At 67.0% G+C, this 18,426-nt stretch carries 14 protein-coding genes; 5 read left to right on the top strand and 9 right to left on the bottom strand.

The window, feature by feature from the left end; genetic code table 11:
* Window positions 1-115: 115 nt before the first annotated feature.
* From P1K88_RS12285 to P1K88_RS12275, 3 genes are read right to left on the bottom strand one after another with little or no spacing between them, the layout of a single operon-like run.
* The gene (locus P1K88_RS12285; RefSeq protein WP_276410469.1) at window positions 116-1,195 is read right to left on the bottom strand and encodes a glutamate--cysteine ligase; all 1,080 of its coding nucleotides are present in this window, start codon (window positions 1,193-1,195) and stop codon (window positions 116-118) included.
* A gap of 49 nt (window positions 1,196-1,244) precedes the next feature.
* The gene (locus P1K88_RS12280; protein WP_276410468.1) at window positions 1,245-1,877 is read right to left on the bottom strand and encodes a fibrillarin-like rRNA/tRNA 2'-O-methyltransferase; all 633 of its coding nucleotides are present in this window, start codon (window positions 1,875-1,877) and stop codon (window positions 1,245-1,247) included.
* Window positions 1,874-2,710, bottom strand: a complete 837-nt coding sequence (locus P1K88_RS12275) for an NOP5/NOP56 family protein (protein WP_276410467.1) — start codon at window positions 2,708-2,710, stop codon at window positions 1,874-1,876. Before P1K88_RS12275 ends, P1K88_RS12280 begins: the two co-directional genes overlap by 4 nt.
* Before the next feature lie 171 nt (window positions 2,711-2,881).
* Between P1K88_RS12275 and P1K88_RS12270 the strand changes: the two genes are divergently transcribed.
* Window positions 2,882-3,310 carry an Hsp20/alpha crystallin family protein gene (locus tag P1K88_RS12270; protein ID WP_276410465.1) on the top strand — a complete coding sequence of 143 codons (429 nt, stop codon included), beginning with the start codon at window positions 2,882-2,884 and terminating at the stop codon, window positions 3,308-3,310.
* A 159-nt stretch (window positions 3,311-3,469) separates the two neighbouring features.
* Window positions 3,470-5,452 carry an AMP-dependent synthetase/ligase gene (locus P1K88_RS12265; protein WP_276410464.1) on the top strand — a complete coding sequence of 661 codons (1,983 nt, stop codon included), beginning with the start codon at window positions 3,470-3,472 and terminating at the stop codon, window positions 5,450-5,452.
* Between the two features lie 18 nt (window positions 5,453-5,470).
* Here the strand turns inward: P1K88_RS12265 and P1K88_RS12260 are convergent, their stop codons facing one another.
* From P1K88_RS12260 to P1K88_RS12240, 5 genes are read right to left on the bottom strand one after another with little or no spacing between them, the layout of a single operon-like run.
* Entirely contained in the window at window positions 5,471-5,857 is a 387-nt protein-coding gene (locus P1K88_RS12260; RefSeq protein ID WP_276410463.1) for a secondary thiamine-phosphate synthase enzyme YjbQ, read from the bottom strand.
* A 48-nt stretch (window positions 5,858-5,905) separates the two neighbouring features.
* A complete protein-coding gene (locus P1K88_RS12255) occupies window positions 5,906-7,900 on the bottom strand; it encodes a SpoVR family protein (RefSeq protein ID WP_276410462.1) in 1,995 nt (664 codons plus the stop codon).
* A complete protein-coding gene (locus tag P1K88_RS12250; RefSeq protein ID WP_276410461.1) occupies window positions 7,897-9,207 on the bottom strand; it encodes a YeaH/YhbH family protein in 1,311 nt (436 codons plus the stop codon). The genes P1K88_RS12255 and P1K88_RS12250 overlap by 4 nt, the downstream gene beginning before the upstream one ends.
* Window positions 9,198-11,480, bottom strand: a complete 2,283-nt coding sequence (locus P1K88_RS12245) for a PrkA family serine protein kinase (protein WP_276410460.1) — start codon at window positions 11,478-11,480, stop codon at window positions 9,198-9,200. The genes P1K88_RS12250 and P1K88_RS12245 overlap by 10 nt, the downstream gene beginning before the upstream one ends.
* Window positions 11,480-13,552: a PrkA family serine protein kinase gene (locus P1K88_RS12240; RefSeq protein WP_276410458.1), complete on the bottom strand. Its 2,073-nt coding sequence runs from the start codon at window positions 13,550-13,552 to the stop codon at window positions 11,480-11,482. The genes P1K88_RS12245 and P1K88_RS12240 overlap by 1 nt, the downstream gene beginning before the upstream one ends.
* A gap of 461 nt (window positions 13,553-14,013) precedes the next feature.
* On the opposite strand from P1K88_RS12240, the gene P1K88_RS12235 reads away from it, so the two are divergent.
* The 3 genes from P1K88_RS12235 (at window position 14,014) to P1K88_RS12225 (ending at window position 17,549) form a co-directional block, all read left to right on the top strand.
* A complete protein-coding gene (locus P1K88_RS12235; RefSeq protein ID WP_276410457.1) occupies window positions 14,014-14,391 on the top strand; it encodes a DUF5820 family protein in 378 nt (125 codons plus the stop codon).
* Window positions 14,392-14,423: 32 nt separating this feature from the next.
* Window positions 14,424-14,873: a UPF0179 family protein gene (locus tag P1K88_RS12230; RefSeq protein ID WP_276410456.1), complete on the top strand. Its 450-nt coding sequence runs from the start codon at window positions 14,424-14,426 to the stop codon at window positions 14,871-14,873.
* Between the two features lie 135 nt (window positions 14,874-15,008).
* Complete coding sequence (locus tag P1K88_RS12225) at window positions 15,009-17,549, top strand: PAS domain S-box protein (protein WP_276410455.1); 2,541 nt, start codon at window positions 15,009-15,011, stop codon at window positions 17,547-17,549.
* Window positions 17,550-17,597: 48 nt separating this feature from the next.
* Here P1K88_RS12225 and P1K88_RS12220 read toward each other — a convergent pair whose 3' ends face one another.
* On the bottom strand, window positions 17,598-18,401 hold the full coding sequence (locus tag P1K88_RS12220) for a M14 family metallopeptidase (RefSeq protein ID WP_276410454.1): 804 nt from the start codon (window positions 18,399-18,401) through the stop codon (window positions 17,598-17,600).
* Window positions 18,402-18,426: the final 25 nt, after the last annotated feature.

The following is an 18,426-nucleotide window of genomic DNA, read 5'->3' as shown; positions in this document are numbered from 1 at the left end:
TGGGACACAGGCCGCACGCCGGGTACGCTCCGGGTGCTGCTCGGAGTGGGGACACGTGGTGGCTCCCAAAGCCCGACACGCGATTCTCGCCGACGCGGTTCGCGACCCGTGCGCGTCACCTATCGAATCTGACGTCGTCACAGACGGCCTGGATACCCTCGCTGCGGAGCCGGCGCTGTCTGGCCGCGCCGCTCTCCCGGTCGACCACCGTCCGGAGACCGTCGACGTCGAGCCTGTCACACTCCTCTTCGACCAGCGTCGCCACGGACGCCGTCTCCGAGCAGTCGGGTCGGAGCAGGACCGCCGACTGGCCGTGGCGGAGGGCGCGCCACTTGTTGTCGTCGAGGAACTCGCGTCGAATCTCGGTCCCGGACTCCCCGTCCTCGTAGCGGGCGGCGAGGTCGGTCACGAGCGCGTGGACGTACTCGACGAACGCGAGTACGCGCTCCGGGTCGGCCTGTGCGTCGGGTGCTCTGACCTCGATGGTCCCGTGCCCAGAGTGGGGCCGCACGTCGAACCAGAGCTCGCCCCGGTCGTCGATGCTCCCGGTCGCCATCATGCGCTTCTCGTAGCGGTCGAAGGCGTCGTAGTCCTCGAAGGCCGTCGGCATCCCGGTGTTTGGCAGCCCCTCGAATATCTTGGCGCGGGCCGACTGCAGGCCCGTGTCGAACCCGTTCCAGAACGGCGAGTTCGCCGAGACGGCCAGCATGAGCGGCACGTGCCAGCGGAGTTCGTTGGCGACCCAGACGGCCTTGTCGGGGTCGTCGACGCCGACGTGGACGTGCAGGCCCGCCGTCGTGTTCCGGTGCTGTGGGTACTGGATGCGGTCGAGCTGGGCGCGGTAGCGCGGTTTCTCGGCGTGTTCGAGCTCGCGCCACTTCCCGGCGGGGTGCAGGCCGGCGGCGGCGACACCGTACCCGTGGGCCTCGGCGTGGTCGACCAGCGCCTCGCGGACGGCCAGCAACTGCGCACGGGCGTCCGCGGGGGCCTCGATGAGCGGCGTCTGGGTCTCGATGACGCACTTGAACAGTTCGTGGTCGAGTCGCCCGTCCAGCAGGTCCGGTGGGTCGCTCCCGTAGACGAGTTCGTCCGTCCCCGACGTCGGGCGTCCGTGCTCGTCGACCACGTAGAACTCCTCCTCGATGCCGAGCGTCCCCATCCGGGTGAAGTTCTCGGCAGACCCCGTCTCGTCCATCGAGTCGTGCATCGCAATCGAGGCGCTAAAGCCTTCCGTCACCCGGCAGTTACCGGTCTCGGGGGGTGGCCACCACGCCGAGGTGGTCGTCGTGATACGGGTCGAGTTCCTTCGTCTCCAGCACCTCGTACTCCGCCTCTATGTCCGCGAGCACGTCGTCGAACACCGCCCGGGGGTCGGCTGTCACGTCCTCGCTCCGTGCCTTGATGGCCAAGAGCAACCGGCCGTCGCCGTCGAGGAACTGCCGGTTGAGTGTCGCCACGCGCCCCTGCCCGCGGGTCGCGACGTCCTGGACCACGACGTCGACGGGTTCGACGACGTGGGCGTAGGTCTCGGGTCTCCGGGCGTCTTTGAGCAGCGGGACGAGCAGCGGTCGGCTCTCGGCCGCGGCAAGCAGGTCCCGCATCGGCCGCGGGGCGAACTCCACGGCGTACGTCGGGCCACAGAAATCCGCGACGTGGCTGACCGTCGTCCCCGCCGCCGCGCCGAGGTACAGGACCGCCTCGCCGCCCGCGAGGCCGGTCTCCATCCCGAGTTCGAGCATCGCGCCGAGCTTGGACCGGTGGGGGTCCCACTGTCGCCAGGGGCCGTCGGTCGGTTCCCCGTAGACCGGGTCGCCCCGGGTGGCGACGCCCGTCTCGCCGTCGAAGCCCCGACGCTCGACGCCGTCGGGAAGCGTCACGCGTCCTCACCCCCGCGTGCCTGGATGGTCGCGATGCGGTCCTCGAGTTCGTCGGCCAGTTCCGGCCGGCGGTCACCGCTGTAGTGGTCGATGCGCGCCGCGATGCTGAGCTTGCCCGCCAGCGCCCGTGACGCGGACCCGCGGTCCTCGGGCCGGGTCCCGCGGACGTACTCGTGGGTGTAGATGACCCCGTGTTTGGGCGACGGGGCACCGCCCTGGAGGTGGGCGAACAGCGCGTCTTCGGCCCCCAGCAGCTGGACAGTCCCGCTTGGCTTCTTCGCGAGCGCCTCCAGGCCGCCGGCCAGCGCGACGAGGCGGGCGGCCAGTACCGGCCCGGCGAGCATCGAGAGGTTCGGCGCGACGGCCGGGGCCGTCCGCTCGATGTAGGCCCGCAGCGAGTCGGCCTCGTCGGCCAGCGCGACGGTTCGATCGGCGAGCGAGCGCAGGGCCCTGTCGGCGTCGGCCTCGTCGTCGCGGGCCGCTACCGCGCGGGCGCACTCGATGCCGGTGCCGGACTCACCGTACCGGCTCCCCGCCCACTCGGCGACCCGCTCGGCGAGCTCGTTCGCGGTCCGCTCGCAGTCGGCCATCGCCCGGACGGCGTGGACGAGTTGCTTGTCGTCGGCGCCCTCGCGTTCCCGGACGGCGGTCTCCGCGGCGGCCGTCGTCGCTGCCTTCAGCCGGTCGTAGTACGATGGCTCGTCCGCGACGAACCCGGCCTCGACCGCCCGCGTCGGCCAGTCGTCGGGCCCGTCGGCGCGTCCGTCCCGGACCCGTGCTGCAGCAGCCGCCACGTCGTCGGCGTCGACGCCAGCGAACCACCCGTCTGTCATATGCATCCCTTGCCGGGGGCCCGCGAAAAAGGGCCCGGTTGGGTGGCGCCCCAGGAGCGAACGTGGCGCGCGCTGTCCACGCTTGTACGCCGGTGTACACTGGTGGACTGGCCAGCTGCTAGCACAGATGAATACTAGTTTATATCTTCAAACGACCTCCAGTAGTGTGAAATGGCAATCCGACGATATCCCTTCGACAGCATGGAACAGCTCTTCGACCAGATGCGCCGCGAGATGTTCGGCGGCTGGGACGAGATGACGAGTGACTGGGACCGACCCGCCCTCGGACAGGTCGATACCTGGGACGCCGGCATCAGCGTCGAGAACACCGACGACGGCTTCGTCGTGCTGGCTGACATCCCCGGCTTCGAGCGCGAGGAGCTCTCTCTGCGACTCCACGACGACGTCCTCGTCGTCCGTGGCGAACACGAGGTCGACGACGACTACGGCTCCCGAAGCCGGACCGTCCACGAGCACATCTCGCTGCCCGCCCGGCCCGACCCCGAGCACGTGAGCGCGAGCTACCGCAACGGCGTGCTCGAAGTCGAGTTCCTCCTCGAGGACGATGCCGACGAGGGAACGAGCATCGACATCGAGTAGATCCGATGCTCGATAGCCACGTCCGGGCCTGTCCAGTGGCACGGCGGCACGAAAGTGGATGACGGGGACAGACGACCGGTCACGCTCGAGAAACTGTTCGAAACGTGGAACCTGTTAACTTCCCTTATATATTTGACCCGGTAGATCGAAACTGGGGGTATGGCAGGTGACGACTCGCGTCCCGCGTGGCGCGACGCCGAGGAGCGCTACACCGACGAGGTCATCGGAGACGACACCATCGGCGAGATGTTCGCGGCGACTGCACGACGGAACGCCGACCGGCCGGCCCAGATGTACAAGGGCGGCGTCTACGACCGGACGCTGACGGAGTCGGTCATCGCGACGGCCCCGAATGACGAGTACGCGTCTATTTCCTACGAGCGAATGCACGACATCGTCAGGCACCTGGCCGCCGGGTTCCGTGACCTCGGCATCGGCGCGGACGACCGGGTGGGACTCTTCGCGAGTACGCGCATGGAGTGGGCGCTCTGTGACTTCGGGGTCCTCTCTGCCGGCGGGGTCGTCACGACGGTCTACAGCGAGTCCTCGCCGCGACAGGTCCAGTACCTCCTCGAGGACCCGGGCGCCGACGCCGTCGTCGTCGAGAACGAGGAGCACCTGTGTCGCGTCCTCGAGGTCGAAGACGACCTCTCGCTGTCCTTCTACGTGGTGATAGACGACACCGACGTCGACCGCGAGGACGTCTACACGCTGCAATCCGTCCACGACCGCGGGGCGGACGTCTTCGAGGAGGCGGCCTACCAGTCGTGGCTGGACGAGCGGTCGCCGACGGACCTCGCGAGTCTCATCTACACCTCGGGGACGACGGGCCGCCCGAAGGGCGTCGAACTCACCCACCGGAACTTCCGGTCGAACGTCAACCAGGCCCGCAAGCGACTCGGCCCACGCCCGGACAAGCACCCGGACCTGCCGAGCGTCCGACCCGGCATCCGCTCGATATCCTTCCTCCCGCTGGCACACGTCTTCGAACGGCTGGCCGGGCACTTCTTCGTGTACGCCTCGGGTGGGACGGTCGGCTACGTCGAAAGCCCGGACACGCTGGCAGACGACATCCAGCAGATCCGCCCGAACATGGGGGCGAGCGTCCCCCGGGTCTACGAGCGCATCTTCGACTCGATGCGGACCCAGGCCGCCGAGTCGCCGGTCAAAGAGCGCATCTTCGGGTGGGCGATGGACGTCGCCCGGGCCTATACGCGGACCGACGACCCCGGGCCCGTCCTGGAACTGAAACACGCCGTCGCCGACCGCCTCGTCTACAGCACCGTCGCGGAAAACCTGGGGGGCGAACTCGAGTTCATGGTCAGCGGGGGCGGGACGCTCTCGAAACGCCTCTGTGCCACCTTCCTCGGCATGGGCCTCACCATCGTCGAGGGCTACGGGCTCACCGAGACGTCGCCGGTCGTCACCATCAACCCGCCGGAGGACGTCCGCCCGGGGACCCTCGGCGTATCGGTGGTCGACGTCGACGTCAGAATCGACGAGTCAGTCACCGACGCGAGCCAGTTCGACGACGTCGAGGGCCGCCTCGGCGAGCTCCTCGTCGCCGGGCCGAACGTCACCCGCGGCTACTGGAACCAGCCGGGACCGACGGAGCGTGCCTTCACCGAGATCGACGGAACGAACTGGTTTCGCACCGGCGATATCGTCGAGCAGACCGACGACGACTTTCTCGTCTACCACGACCGGATCAAGGAGATGCTGGTCCTCTCGACGGGCAAGAACGTCGCCCCACAGCCCATCGAGGAGCAGTTCGCGACCAGCGACCGGATCGAACAGATAATGGTCGTCGGCGACGACCAGAAGTTCGTCGGCGCGCTCGTCGTCCCGAACTTCGAGCAACTCGAGCGATGGGCCGACCGCGAGGGCGTGGACCTGCCGGCGGACGAGTACGCCCGGTGTTCCGACGACCGCGTCCGGGCGTGGGTCGAGGCGGCCGTCGACGACGTCAACGAGGACCTAGAGACGGTCGAGCGCATCAAGCAGTTCGAACTCGTCCCCGAGGAGTGGACGGCCGAGAACGACCTGCTGACCCCCTCGATGAAGAAAAAGCGCCGCAACATCCGGACCGAGTTCGAGGCGAAACTCCGGGAGATCTACGGCGAGGACTACAAGGAGCGGTGAGCCGGGCGCGTCGTGCCGTCACCAGACGACGTCGAGCGCCCGTTCTCTCGGCCCGTCGCAGTCGACCAGCAACACCGACTGCCATGTCCCCAGGTCCAGGTCGCCGTCGACGACCGGCACCGTCTCGCTCGGCCCGACCAGCATCGCCCGGACGTGTGCGTCGGCGTTGCCGTCGAGGGCATCGTGATCCCAGCCCTCGTCGGGGACGAGGGCGGACAGCGCCGACTCGAAGTCGCTCAGCAGTCTCGACTCCGCTTCGTTGACCGTGACGCCGGTGGTCGTGTGCCGGGCGAAGACGGTGCAGGATCCCTGGAAGTCAGACGGGACGGTGTCCTGTACGCGGTCGGTGACGTCGACCACCGAGAGTCGTTCCTCCGTCGAGACGAGGATGCGTGACGTTCCCATACTCACCGTACGGTTGGCACCCCCGAAAACGTCACGGCGGCCCGCCGGTCAGGCGAGCCACTCGTCGGGCTTGGTGCTGTAGTCGATGTCCGTCGCGGCGAGGTGCTCGACCTCGGACCAGTCGACGTCCGTGATGACCACCTCGGACCCGTCGTACTCGATGCGCTTGCCGACCTCCCTCGGTTCGGGTTCGCGGTCCCGCCGCCTGGCCACTTCGACGTCGTGGTCGTCGAACTCCTTGACGATGGTCAGCAGGTTCACCGGCCGCCCCCAGAGTTCGAAGACGCGCTTGAGGACGTCCGTGGCCTTGCTCATGTTGAGCATGACGCCGTTGTACTGGTGGGCGAGCAACAGCTCGTTGCGGTTCCGGTAGTTCCCGTCCTCGACGACGATGGTGGGCTTGCCGAAGTTGGTGAACTGGAGCATCAGCTTCTTCTTGACGTCCTCGTGGTCCGTCGAGGTGACCCGGTAGTCGCCCGAGGCGTGGGTGTACTCGTAGGTGAAGTAGTCGTTGTCGTCGACGAACTCCTGGGTGAGGAACTCGTCCAAGAAGGTCACGTCGTTGTGGCTCTCGCGGATCTCGCGCATCCGTTCCCACCCGCGCGTGTAGTCGACGTCCGCGAGGGCGGCCTCGATGGAGTCGTATCGGGCGTCGTCGAACATGTACCGCGAGACGCGTTCGAGTTCGGACTTGCCGATGCGCGAGAGGAACCCCCGGAACTGCGGCTTCAGCAGCGAGTAGTGGCGCTGGGCCATGCCCTCGTAGGTCAGGACCTTCCAGGGGTAGGCCTCGACGTCGATATCGCCTGCACGGGCCGCCGCCAAGGCCTCGGCGTCGACGCGCGGGTCCTCGGGGTCCAGGTCGTCGAGGTGGCCGACGACGTCGGTCAGCCACGCCGGCGGTTCGAGCAGGTCCTGGACCTCGCGGAAGTCGACGACGTCGGTGAAGTTGCGCCAGGAGATCCCGTCGACCCTGAGGAGGCGCTCGACGACCTCCCGCCGGTTCTCGGTGTTCTCGACGTACTCCCAGAGCTCGAGGCCGAGCTTGTAGGGATTCAGCCCCGGCGACCCGAGCACCTGGGCCATGTGGTCCGCGTAGAGGACGAACTCGTCGTCACCCGCGAACCGCTCGCCGGTCATCATCAGCGACTCCCAGTAGGCCGCCCAGCCCTCGTTCATGACCTTCGTCATCTTCTGGGGGGCGAAGTAGTAGGCCTCGCGGCGCAACAGCTCGAGCAGGTCTTTCTGCCAGTCGGTCATCTCGACGGCGCGTTGGGCCGCCTCGTCGTACCGCTTGCCGTGCTTCCGGAGGAACCCGAGCACGTCCTTCTCCGGTTCGGCGGGGAAGGTGACGTTGTCGCCGTCGGGTGCCTGGGCCTCGAGCCACTCCTCGTCGAAGACCTGGCGCTTGACCTCCTCGGAGAGGTCGAGGTTCTCCAGTTGTTCGGCGGGGTCGACGCCCTCGATATCCTCGAGGCGCTCTTCGACCGTCTGGACCGGACTGTACGGCCGGTGCTGGTCGATGTTGTCCTCCAGACAGAGGACGTGGTCGATGAACTGCTCGACGTCCTCGCGGGCGATGTCCGGGTCCTGCATGTACTCCCGGATGGTCTCGCCGTGGCGCGCGAGCATGCCAGCGGCGTCGGGGTTCTCGGCGAACAGCCCGAACCACTCGTTGTTCGCAAAGAAGTCGGCGTGGGCCTCGACGTGGGTGATGACCGCCTTCTGGTCGGCCAGGGTGTTGGACTCCTGGAGGAAGGCGTGGGCCGGGTCGTCGTTGTTGACGATCTCGAAGGCCTTCCCGCCGAGGAACTGGCCCTGTTTCTGCTGGCGGTCGTACTGCATCCCCCAGCGCCAGTGTGGGTAGCGGTTCTGGAACCCGCCGTAGGCGATGAGCTCGTTCATCTCGTCGTAGTCGACGATCCAGTAGTTCACTGCGTAGGGCGAGAGGCCGAGCGTCCGGGCGAGGTTGCCCGCCTCGGTGACCGGTTCCTCGAGCTCGTCGGCGATGCGTTGTTTGGCGAATCTGTCGTCGGTGCTCATTGGTCCTCCGTGCTGAGAATCTCGTAGATGGCGTCGATGACGTCCTCGGGCGAGGTGACGTATGCCACGGCGACGTTCTCCGTGTCGCGGAAGTTGCGCTCGACCTCCTCGGCGTGGGTGGCGTTGATGGCGTTGCCGCTGGGCTGGGTCTCCACGTAGGCGTGGAGGTTCGCGGGGATCTGTTCCATCAGCGGAATCACCCGCTCCTCGGTGTCGTTCGAGGAGTTCTCGCTGTCGCCGGCCGCGAAGACGTAGCGGTTCCACTCGCTCCAGGGGTACTCCTCCTCGAGCGTCTGGGCGGCGAGTTCGTAGGCACTGGAGATGCGCGTCCCGCCGCCCGAGCGGATGCCGAAGAACTCCTCGCGGTCGACCTCCCAGGCGTCGGCGTCGTGGGCGATGTAGACGAACTCGGCGTTGTCGTACTTCCCGGTCAGGTACCAGTCCAGCGGCGTGAACGTCCGCTCGACCAGCTCGCGCTTCTTCTGGCGCATCGACCCGGAGACGTCGCGGATGTTCACGACGACGACGTTCTTCTCGCGCTCCTCGATTATCTCGGGGTAGCGGTAGCGCTCGTCCTCCCTGCGGAACGGTATCTGCTCGATGCCGTCCCGACGGATACGGGTCGGCGTATCGACCATCTCGACGTTCGCCTCCATCTCCTCGATGGAGTCCCAGGTGGCCTTCTCGTCGCTGTCGAGTTCGTCGTAGGCGTCGTCGATCCAGGCCTTCGAGACGGGCATGTGGTTCTCGCGGGCCCACTCGAAGACCGTCGCCGGGCCCCACCCGTCGACTTTCAGCGCCTCGCGGACGTACTCCTCGTCGAAGTCCATCGCGAGCTTGCGCTTCAACCCCTGTTTGAACAGCCGCTCGAAGTCGAGCGTGCTGGAGGGGCCGGTCCGGGTGATGTCGGTGTAGTCGCCCTCCATCTCCTCGATGACCTTCTTGCCCTTCGGTTCGAGGTCCAGGCCGAGCTGCTCGTCCAGCTCCTGGGCGAACTCCTCGGGGTCCATCTCGTAGTACTCGTGCTCGCCGCCCTCCTCGCCCGGTTCGCCGTCCTCGTCGCCGTCGCCCGGCTGGGGCTGTGGCTGGCCGACCGGGTCGCCCGGCTGGGCCCCTTCGCCCTGGCCGACGCCGCCCTTGTCGCGCTGGTCGTACTCGAAGGACGGGAGGTCGATTATCTTGATGGGGATGCGAACCTCGTCGCCCCGGGACTGGCCCAGGTCGCCGTACTGGATGAACTCCGCGAGGTCCTGTCGGCGCTCTTCGCCGATTTCACGGTACCGCTCGAGGTCGTCTTTCAGTCCCATCGGTAACTCACCTGTTTCATGACGTGTCGGCTGGTCAGCTCGGCCGACGCGTGGCTGTAGCCGTGCATCTCTACCATGTTCTCCGTTGCCGTCTCCTTGAGACGGGCCGTCTGGGTGCCCGACGGCGGGTTGTCCCACTGCCGGGGGTCGAAGTCCTCGTAGGTGCGCCGGACGTCGTCCCAGTCGTGGCTCCCGAGCACCGTCTTGATGACCGGGATCTCCTTGGGGTTGACGTCGCCGACGCGGAACTCCTCGTCGCGGCGCTGCCACGCGTGGCGGTTCAGCGCGGTGATTATCTTGTCCGTCCGGAACGAGCGGACGGCCTCGTCGGGGTCGTTGCCCTCGTAGTTCGATTCGTCGAACCGACCAAGGTGCTCTATCTCGAAGACCTTCATCTTCAGCGGGTCCGGGTCGACGAGCTCGCCTCGCTCGTTGGTGATCTGGTCGTCAGACTCCCAGGCGTAGACGTGCTCGATGTACTCCTCGACGGTGGCTTCGTCGACGCGCTTGTCCCGCATCAGCGCCTCCAGCACGTCCCGCTCCTGCTCGCTGAATATCTCGTTTTTCACCTGGACGACGCGCTCCTCGTACTCGCCGGCCTCGCCGGCCGAGAAGACCGGCGCGTCGTCCAGACCGTCGGCGATCGCGTCGAGCACGTCGCGGGGCATGACGACGTGTTCGACCGGGAGGTCGGGGTGGTGACGGTCCTGTGTCTCGTGGAGCAGGTCCGCGATGACGTCACGGACGTAGGTCACCGGGATGCCGTGCTCGCCGTCGTCGTCGGTCGGTTCGAGGTCGTAGTCCTCGATGTCCACCCGCTCGTCGCCCTCCATCAGGTAGCCCCGGTCGAACAGCAGCGCCTTGTCGACCAGATCGAGGCCGCCGGGTATCTGGGCCGTGTCCAGGCGTGAGACGACGGCGTACAGGGCCGCGGCCTCGACGGCGTGGGGCGCGAGCTCCTTCTCGGCGACCCGATCCATGTCGCTCCGGACCGATATCCGGACCGGCTCCTGGATCCGCGCCTCGAGGTCCTCCCAGGAGGCAGGGTCCCAGACGGCGGTCTCGTTTGTCAGTTCGCGCCGGAGCAACTGGGCCTCGAGCGAGACGTTCGTCAGGTAGGTGAACTCGTGTTTGTCCAGGCGCCGCTTCAGCGCCTTCAGCGGGTCCTGGCCCTCGCGGTCGGCGTGCTGGTTGAGCTGGGCCTCCAGGTCCGGATTGGAGATGATGACCAGCTGCGTGTCGATGTCCATCCCGATGCCCTTGTCCAGTTTCACCCGGCTCTCGTCGGGGACGTTCAGCAGCTTCTGGAGCAGGTCGGCGTGCTGGGCGGCGTCCTCGACGATCGTCAGCAGGCCGTTGCCTTGGGAGAGGACGCCGTCGTAACTGAACGCCTGGGGGTTCTTCCGGCCCCGAGAGTCCAGCTCGCGGAGCATGCCGTGCATCCACGACCCGACCAGGCGCTCCTTGGGGGTCCCCTCGTCCTCCGAGTGGAGGATGCCGATGCCCTGGCCGACGTCGGCGACGAAGTTCTTCACCCGGAGGTGTTTCGGGTCGGTCACCGCCGAGAACAGGTCGGTGACTCCCTGGCGGCGGTACTGCTCCTCGAGGTAGTCGTACGCCTCCCGGGAGAAGGGGTCCAGCTGGCCGTCGACGCGGATCTCGATGTGGTCGTCGAGGCGCTCGTTGAGGCGGTCGACGATCTCCCCGCGGACGTCGTCGGGGAACACCGTCAGCGGGTGGACCTGGACGGGGCTCTCGTACCAGTCGTCCTCGTCCTCGACGGTCTGGTCGCCGTAGGTCAGCCCCGGGTCGTCCTCGCCCGTGCCGGCGACGTTCCACTCGACGGTGTAGCGCCGCCCGGCGGGCGTCTTCGAGAACTCCCGCAGGCCGTTGATGAGACACCGCTTGAGCTCGGACTTGCCCGTCGCCGTCGGGCCCTCGAGCCAGATTATCTTCTCGTCTTTCCCGCGGCCCGCGGCGATGGAGCGCAGGTCGTCGACGAACCCGTTGAGGACCTCCGTGTTGCCCAGAATCGCGTGCTCGCCGTCGTTGTCGGGGTCGTCGAAGAACCGGTAGCGCTGTTTCTCTTCGCCCTCCTCGATGACGGTCCGGGTGCCGGCGTCCTCGATGGCCGCGAGCAGGTACTTCGAGGCGTGGGACGCAATCTCGGGCGTCTCGAGGACGGCGTCGACGTACTCGCCGAGGCTCATCGGCGCCTCGTAGGTCCGGTCCAGCGATTCGTCCGCGCGGTCGATGAACTCCTCACCCGACATTACTCTTCCATCTCACTCTTTGCGACCTCGGCACCGGCGAACTCCAACACCTCCTTTGCGCCCTCTTCGCCGTAGCCCTGTTCGATCAGCGCGTCGATCCACCTGTTTCGCTCGTCGTCGTCCATCTCCGAACTCGACACCAGCGCCGAGAAGTTGATGTTGTGCTTCTTGTCCTCCCAGAGCTTGCGTTCGAGGGCGCGGCGCAGGCGGTCGTTGTCCTGCGGGTTGAACGTGTCGCCCTCGCGGGCCCGCCGGGAGACCCAGTTCGAGACCTCCTGGCGGAAGTCGTCCTTGCGGTCCTCGGGGAGGTTGAGCTTCTCCTCGACCGACCGGAGGAACTGCTCGTCGGGTTCCTGCTCGCGGCCGGTGAGCTCGTCCTCGACGGTCGCGTCGTCGATGTAGGCCATCACGTGGTCCATGTACTTCTCGCCCTGGCGCTGGATCTCGTCCATGTCGTAGGCCAGCGCGTGACGGACGTCCTCGATGGCCCGCTCCTTGTACTCCTCGCGGACCAGTTCGAGGTAGCGGTAGTACTCGTCGAACGACTCGGCGTCGATGGAGCCGTGGTTCTCTAAGTTGCCCTCGAGGTGGTTGAACGTCGTCAGCGGCGAGAGGAACTGTCGGTCGCGGTGCATCGAGTCCATGATGGCCTCGGCGATCTCGTCGCCGATGAACCGGGGGGAGACGCCGTCCATCCCCTCGCCGATGTCCGCTCGCTGGTCGGCCTCCTCGCGCAGCTTCTTGACGTCGATGTCGTCTGCCTCGTCTATCTCGCCGTTGTAGGCCTTGGCCTTCTGGACGAGGTCGATGGACTTCGAGTCGGGTTCCTCGATGCGGGTCAGCACGCCGAAGAGACCGGCCATCTCGAGGGTGTGTGGTTCCACCTTGATGTCCGGTAGGTCGGCGTTGCGCAGCATCTTCCGGTAGATGCGGGCCTCCTCCTCGTACTGGAGGACGTACGGGAAGTCGATGCGCTTGGTCCGGTCGTTGAACGCCTCCATCTTCTCGTCGCCCTTCTTGTCCCGGTACTCGGGCATGTTCGTCCGGCCGACGATGACCTGGTCGATGTCGATGCGGGGGTTGTTCTTGGGCTTGATCGTCTGTTCCTGGCTGGCGTGCAGGAAGTCATAGAGGAACTCCCGCTGGAGCTTCAGCAGCTCCTCGCCGGAGAACAGGCCGCGGTTGGCGTTACAGAACGCCCCGGAGTAGTCGAACGCCCGCGGGTCGGACTCGCCGTAGATGGCGATCTTCGAGTAGTTGACGTCGCCGGTCAGTTCGGTCTCGTCCTGGTTCTTCTTGTCCTTCGGTTCGAACGTCTCGATGCCCTGGCGCTGGTTCTCGTCGGCGACGAAGCGCACGATCTCGACGTGGTTCTCGAGGACCTGCTGGAGGTCGTCGTCGTAGTGGGCAAGCAGGCTGTCCATGTAGAACTCCGAGGCCGGGTCGAGCGCCTGCTCGTTCCGGATGGTGTAGGGGGCGTCCAGTTCCTCGTTGATGTCTTCGATGACCCTGTCGCGCTGTTCCTGGGGGAGGAGGACGAGCGGGTCCTGGTTCATCGGTGACCGGACGACGTCGTCGGCCGGGTCCTGGTCGTGGACGACGTCACAGAGGTTCGTCCAGCGGAAGGTGTACATCCGCCCGTCGTCGCGGCGGGTGTAGTTCTCGAAGTAGCGGCGCAGCTGGCGGTCGAAGTCGGACTTGCCCGACCCGACCGGTCCCAGCAGGAGTTTGATGCGTTTCTCCGGGCCCAGACCGCGGGCACCGGACTTGACCTTGTTGACGAACTCGTGGATGGCCTCGTGGATGACCCGTCCGTAGAACGTGTTCTCGCCGTCGTTCAGCGGGTCCTCGCTCGCGAGTTCGTACTCGACGACTCCGGCCTCCTCGTCGTAGGTCGTCCCGTAGAAGTCGAACATGTCCGCGACGCGCTGGTGGGCGTTCCGGGCGATGCGCGGTTCCTCGTAGCACTGTTCGAGATACCAGTCGAACGTGTGTGTCGTCCGGAGGTCCGCTGGTATCGAATCACGGTACTCCTTGCTCAACGCCTCGAGTGTCTCTTTGTTCTTGCTCATGCTATGGTGGTAGGTGCTTCTCGAAACAGCACGCAGTGGTCTGAGACCACGGGCCGTCGCAGACGGCGTCTGCCTGCTTGTGTCGGTCGCAGTCTGGCCGCCGGTTCATCGACCGCTCTGGGCGTGCGTGCCGACGGCCGACGACCGACCCGTAGCATCGGGGCGGCGGTTGTACGAATCCTTGCCATGTCTGACGCCCGGGCAGAGCAGGACGTTCGCCCGGGGAGGTAGCGGGGACAGTGCGCGACTGTTTCCGATACTATTTATTGTATGAGGGCTTCAACAATAAGAGCCTTTTCCCCGCCACGGTTATATTCCGTCTTTTTACAGGGTCGTCTGGAGTTGAAATACGGCTACAGCGCGGCGATGGTATGGTAACGCAACCCACGGCAGTGCTGTCTGGTTTATAAACACCCCCCGCCATCGCGGGCTTCTTGGTCGCCGGGGCAAAGAGGAGTGGTATGGGACTCGACGCGCTGGCCGAGGACTGGACGGTCTGGACGGAGAGCACAGAGAAGGTCGTCCTCGCCTACCGGCCGGACGTATTCGACGGCGACGGGTTCCCCGCGCCCTGTCTGCCGACGCTCTATCTCACCCGCGGCAGGCGGACCCGGCGGCCGGGCGCCGGCCGGAGCGGCGACGACTGGTTCGTCACGCTCTACCTCGAACCGGAGGTCGACGCGGGGACCGATCGGTACGGGGACCGCGAGCGTGCCATCGCGGGGGCGGTCGACCTCGCGAACCGGTTCGCCGCCGGGGACGTCGACTACCGGGCGCTCTATCAGGTCCCCCGCGACGACTACCTCGCGGAACTCGACGAGCGCACCGGCCGTTCCTGACGCTTAACTACCGCCACGGAGTACGTATCGCTATGTCGACCGTCACGCTCGTCGGAACCCGGCTCGCCGAAGTCGGCGAGGAGTTCGTCTACCACGGTGAGGCAAGCGGCTGTAGCGGCTGTCCGTACCGGACACAGTGCCTCAACCTCACGCCCGGCCGGCGCTATCGCATCGTCGACGTCCGCAAGAACGGCCAGACGTTAGACTGTGCGGTCCACGAGGGTGGCGTTCGCGCCGTCGAGGTCGAACCCGCCCCGATACGTGCAAACGTCCCGACAAAAGGCGCCTTCGCCGGCAGCAAGGCCTCGCTGGCCGGTCCCTGTCCGCACACCGAGTGCCCGAGCCACCCCTTCTGTGAGCCCGCGGGTGCCGACTTCGACGACGAGTACCGCATCGAGACCGTCGTGGGTGACCCGCCTCACGACTACTGCATGTTAGATCGAGACCTCACGATGGTGGAGTTCGAGGCCCCTGAGGAGTAAGGGCGCCGCGACGCGCCATCGCGGCGCACGCGGCCGCTCGCCTGCTCTCGACAGTTCTCTTCCGTACTCGACACCGTTCGCAGCCGTGATAAATGCTACCAAACTATTATTATCTCCATTCTCGATGAGCGGGTAATGGCTGCCTCGACTGGAGCAATACGGGTGCTGCACGTCGACGACGAGCCCGACTTCGCAGAGATGGTGGCGACGTTCCTCGAACGGGAGAACGGCCAGTTCGACGTCGAAACGGCCACCAGCGCTGACGCAGGGCTCGACCGCCTCGAGTCTACCGACTTCGACTGCGTCGTCTCGGACTACGACATGCCGGGACGGGACGGCATCGAGTTCCTCGAGGCCGTGCGCGAGCGCGACCCCGACCTGCCGTTCATCCTCTATACCGGCCACGGGAGCGAGGCCGTCGCCAGCGACGCGATATCCGCCGGCGTCACCGACTACCTCCAGAAGAAGGCGGCCCCCGAGCAGTACTCCTTGCTGGCAAACCGCATCGAGCAGACCGTCTCCCGGCGCCGGGCGCAACTCGACTACCGCGAGATATTCGAGAAGGCCACCGACGGCATCCTCATCCACGACCCGGAGACGGGCAAGGTCGTCGACGCGAACCGGCGGTTCTGCGAGCTCCACGCGTACTCCCGCGAGGAGGTGCTGGGCATGCACGTCGGGGACTTCTCGGTTGACGAACCGCCGTACACGAACAGCGAGGCGGTGCGCCGCATCGGCAAGGCCGTCGACGGCGAGCCCCAGGTCTTCGAGTGGGTCACCGAGACGGGGACCGGTGAGCGCCTGCCGGTCGAGGTCAGACTGAAGCACACGCGCATCGGCGGCAAGGACCGCGTGCTCGCCCTCGTCCGGGACGTCAGCGACCGTCGGGAGCGCGAGCGCGAGCTCGATGCCATGGACACGCTCCTCGAGACCTTCGTCGGGGGGCTGCCGATGGGCGTCATCGTCGAGGGAGCCGACCGCGACATCCGCATGGCCAACGACGCGCTCTGTGACCTCTTTGACCTGGACGCCAGCGGCGCCGACCTGGTGGGTCGTGACTGTCAGGAGGCCGCCGAGGAACTGCAGGACCACTTTGCCGACCCGGCGGCGTTCCTCGCGGGCATCGAGCGGACGCTGGCGGAGCGCGAACCGGTCAGCAGCGGGCGCCTCGAGCTCGCCGACGGTCGGACCTTCGAGCGCGACTACGTCCCCTACGAGCTCCCCGGCGGCGAGGCGAACATCTGGCTCTACCGCGACGTCACGACCCGGGAGGACCGCCGCCGCGAACTCGCCCGGTACGAGGCCATCGTCGAGAACACCGAGGACGGCGTCTACCTCTTCGACGCCGACGGAACCGTCGAGTTCGTCAACCGGCGCGTCGCCGCGGTCTCGGGCGTCGACAGGGACTCGATCGTGGGCGAACACGTCTCGGTCTTCCGGGACCACGACGTCTTCACCGAGCGGGAGTTCCGGACCGTCGAGGAGGGCATCGCGGCCATCGCGGCGGGCGAGACAGAGGACGTCCGCGTCGAGCTCGGGCCCGAGACGCCCGACGGAACCATCGCCATCGCGCTCCGCCTGACCGCGATCGACGCCGGCGGTGGGGACAGCAAGGTAATCGGCTTCTCGAGGGACGTGACCGAACGGAAGCGGCGCGAGCGCCACTTCGAGGCCCTGTTCGAGAACGCCTCCGTCCCGATGGTCTACACCGAGTTCGCCGACGGCGCGCCGGTGGTCCAGGACGTCAACGCGTCGTTCGAGCGGGTCTTCGGATACGACGCCGACGCGGCGAGGGGCCGAAACCTCGACGACCTACTGGTCCCCGACGACAGGCGGGCCGCCGCCGCGGATATCAACGAGCGGGTCCTGACGGGTGAGCAGTTCACTGCGGAGGTCCAGCGCCAGACGGCGGACGGCGTCCGCGACTTCGTGCTCCACTCGGTCCCGCTCAAGCCCGACCAGAGCGGGGCCCACTCCTACGGCATCTACTACGACGTCACCGAGCGCAACGAGTACCGCCGCGAGCTCGAACGGAAGAACGACCGGCTCGAGAAGTTCGCTAGCGTCGTCTCACACGACCTCCGGAACCCGCTGACAGTCGCGACGGGACACCTCGAACTGGCCCAAGACGAGTGCGAGTGCGGGGCCGAAGGCCACCTCGCGTCCGTCCGCGACGCGCTCGACCGGAGTCAGGCGCTCGTCGACGACCTCCTGGCGCTCGCGCGCCACGGTGACGAGGTGGGTGAGCAGAGCGACGTTGACCTCGCGGCGCTCGTCGCGGATTCCTGGGAGTCCGTCGACGCGGCTGACGCGCGACTCGAGGTGGCGTCGTTACCTGTCGTCCGCGCCGACGAACGCCGGCTGAAACAGTTGCTCGAGAACCTGCTCCGGAACGCGGTGGAACACGGCGGTGACGACGTCACCGTTCGGGTCGGCGGCCTCGCGGACGGCTTTTTCGTCGCCGACGACGGGTCGGGCGTCCCCGAGGGCGAGCGCGAGCGCGTGTTCGAGACCGGCTACACGACCGACGAGGACGGGACCGGTTTCGGCCTCTCAATCGTCACGGACATCGTCGAGGCCCACGACTGGGAGATTCGCGTCTCCGAGAGCGATGGCGGCGGGGCCAGGTTCGACGTCACCGGCGTCGACGTCGTCGAGACTGGCACGTCACGGTGACCGTCCCGCAGGGTCCGGGCGACGTCGAGTGCCGGTCCCGGCGTCGGGTCACTCGGCCGCGTCCGATCCCAGCACTCCGACCTCCGTGCCCCGGTACCCGAAGACGTCCTCGTAGCCCTCGGGCGAGAGCAGGACGGGGTAAAACGACTCGTCTGCGACCACCGGTTTGCCGTCTATGGACGCGAACTCCTCGCCGGCGGTCACCCGCTCGAAGTTCCGGACGTACACCTCGTAGCGGTCCGCGGCCGACTTCGGAATCGGGTCGCCCAGTTGGAAGACGGGGAGTAACTCGTTTCGCGTCGTCTCGTAGTCCTCCGTCACGCCGACGGCCGCGAGGAACTCGCGGATGACCTGTTCGGCGTTGGCCGACGCCTGGGCAGAGCCCTGGTAGCCGCACTCGACCTCGATGGCCTGGGGAGCCACCGAGAAGAGCCGCCCCTCGTTTTTCCCCTTGGTCCGGACGACGGCGTCGACGGACAGCTGTGGGATGACCTCCCGCGCCAGCGGGGTCACCTCGTCGACGAGCGCGAACATGTCGTCGTAGGACTGCGTGGAGTGCAGGGAAAGCACCGTGCAGCCACGAATCTCTGCCGCCAGCTCGGCCGCGAGACGGACCTCGCGCACGTCGCTGTCCGGGTCGCCGGGAAAGATCCGGTTCAGGTCGACCTCCACGTAGCGGCGGTTCGCCGCCAGCGCCTCCTCGTTGACCACGATGAACTTCACCGGACGGTTCACTGTCGGTGGGTCGGCGAGCACTGCCTCGATGCCGTTGCGACCGCACGGCTCGTCGCCGTGGATGCTCCCGACTATCGCGACGTCCGGCTCGCCCTCACCCAGCTGCTCGACTCGCATCTAACCGAGGGTTGCAGGGCCAGCC

Origin of the sequence: Haloarcula halobia (assembly GCF_029338255.1) — an archaeon.
GTDB lineage: Archaea > Halobacteriota > Halobacteria > Halobacteriales > Haloarculaceae > Haloarcula > Haloarcula halobia.
Note: the sequence above shows the minus strand (reverse complement) of the source record. Positions and strands in the feature narration are given on the sequence as shown.

What these genes read in the sequence shown, in the direction of transcription:
- P1K88_RS12285 (WP_276410469.1), bottom strand. Translation starts at nt 1,195, where the DNA reads ATGGACGAGACGGGGTCTGCCGAGAACTTCACCCGGATGGGGACGCTC.
- P1K88_RS12275 (WP_276410467.1), bottom strand. Translation starts at nt 2,710, where the DNA reads ATGACAGACGGGTGGTTCGCTGGCGTCGACGCCGACGACGTGGCGGCT.
- P1K88_RS12270 (WP_276410465.1), top strand. Translation starts at nt 2,882, where the DNA reads ATGGCAATCCGACGATATCCCTTCGACAGCATGGAACAGCTCTTCGAC.
- P1K88_RS12265 (WP_276410464.1), top strand. Translation starts at nt 3,470, where the DNA reads ATGGCAGGTGACGACTCGCGTCCCGCGTGGCGCGACGCCGAGGAGCGC.
- P1K88_RS12260 (WP_276410463.1), bottom strand. Translation starts at nt 5,857, where the DNA reads ATGGGAACGTCACGCATCCTCGTCTCGACGGAGGAACGACTCTCGGTG.
- P1K88_RS12255 (WP_276410462.1), bottom strand. Translation starts at nt 7,900, where the DNA reads ATGAGCACCGACGACAGATTCGCCAAACAACGCATCGCCGACGAGCTC.
- P1K88_RS12250 (WP_276410461.1), bottom strand. Translation starts at nt 9,207, where the DNA reads ATGGGACTGAAAGACGACCTCGAGCGGTACCGTGAAATCGGCGAAGAG.
- P1K88_RS12245 (WP_276410460.1), bottom strand. Translation starts at nt 11,480, where the DNA reads ATGTCGGGTGAGGAGTTCATCGACCGCGCGGACGAATCGCTGGACCGG.
- P1K88_RS12240 (WP_276410458.1), bottom strand. Translation starts at nt 13,552, where the DNA reads ATGAGCAAGAACAAAGAGACACTCGAGGCGTTGAGCAAGGAGTACCGT.
- P1K88_RS12235 (WP_276410457.1), top strand. Translation starts at nt 14,014, where the DNA reads ATGGGACTCGACGCGCTGGCCGAGGACTGGACGGTCTGGACGGAGAGC.
- P1K88_RS12230 (WP_276410456.1), top strand. Translation starts at nt 14,424, where the DNA reads ATGTCGACCGTCACGCTCGTCGGAACCCGGCTCGCCGAAGTCGGCGAG.
- P1K88_RS12225 (WP_276410455.1), top strand. Translation starts at nt 15,009, where the DNA reads ATGGCTGCCTCGACTGGAGCAATACGGGTGCTGCACGTCGACGACGAG.
- P1K88_RS12220 (WP_276410454.1), bottom strand. Translation starts at nt 18,401, where the DNA reads ATGCGAGTCGAGCAGCTGGGTGAGGGCGAGCCGGACGTCGCGATAGTC.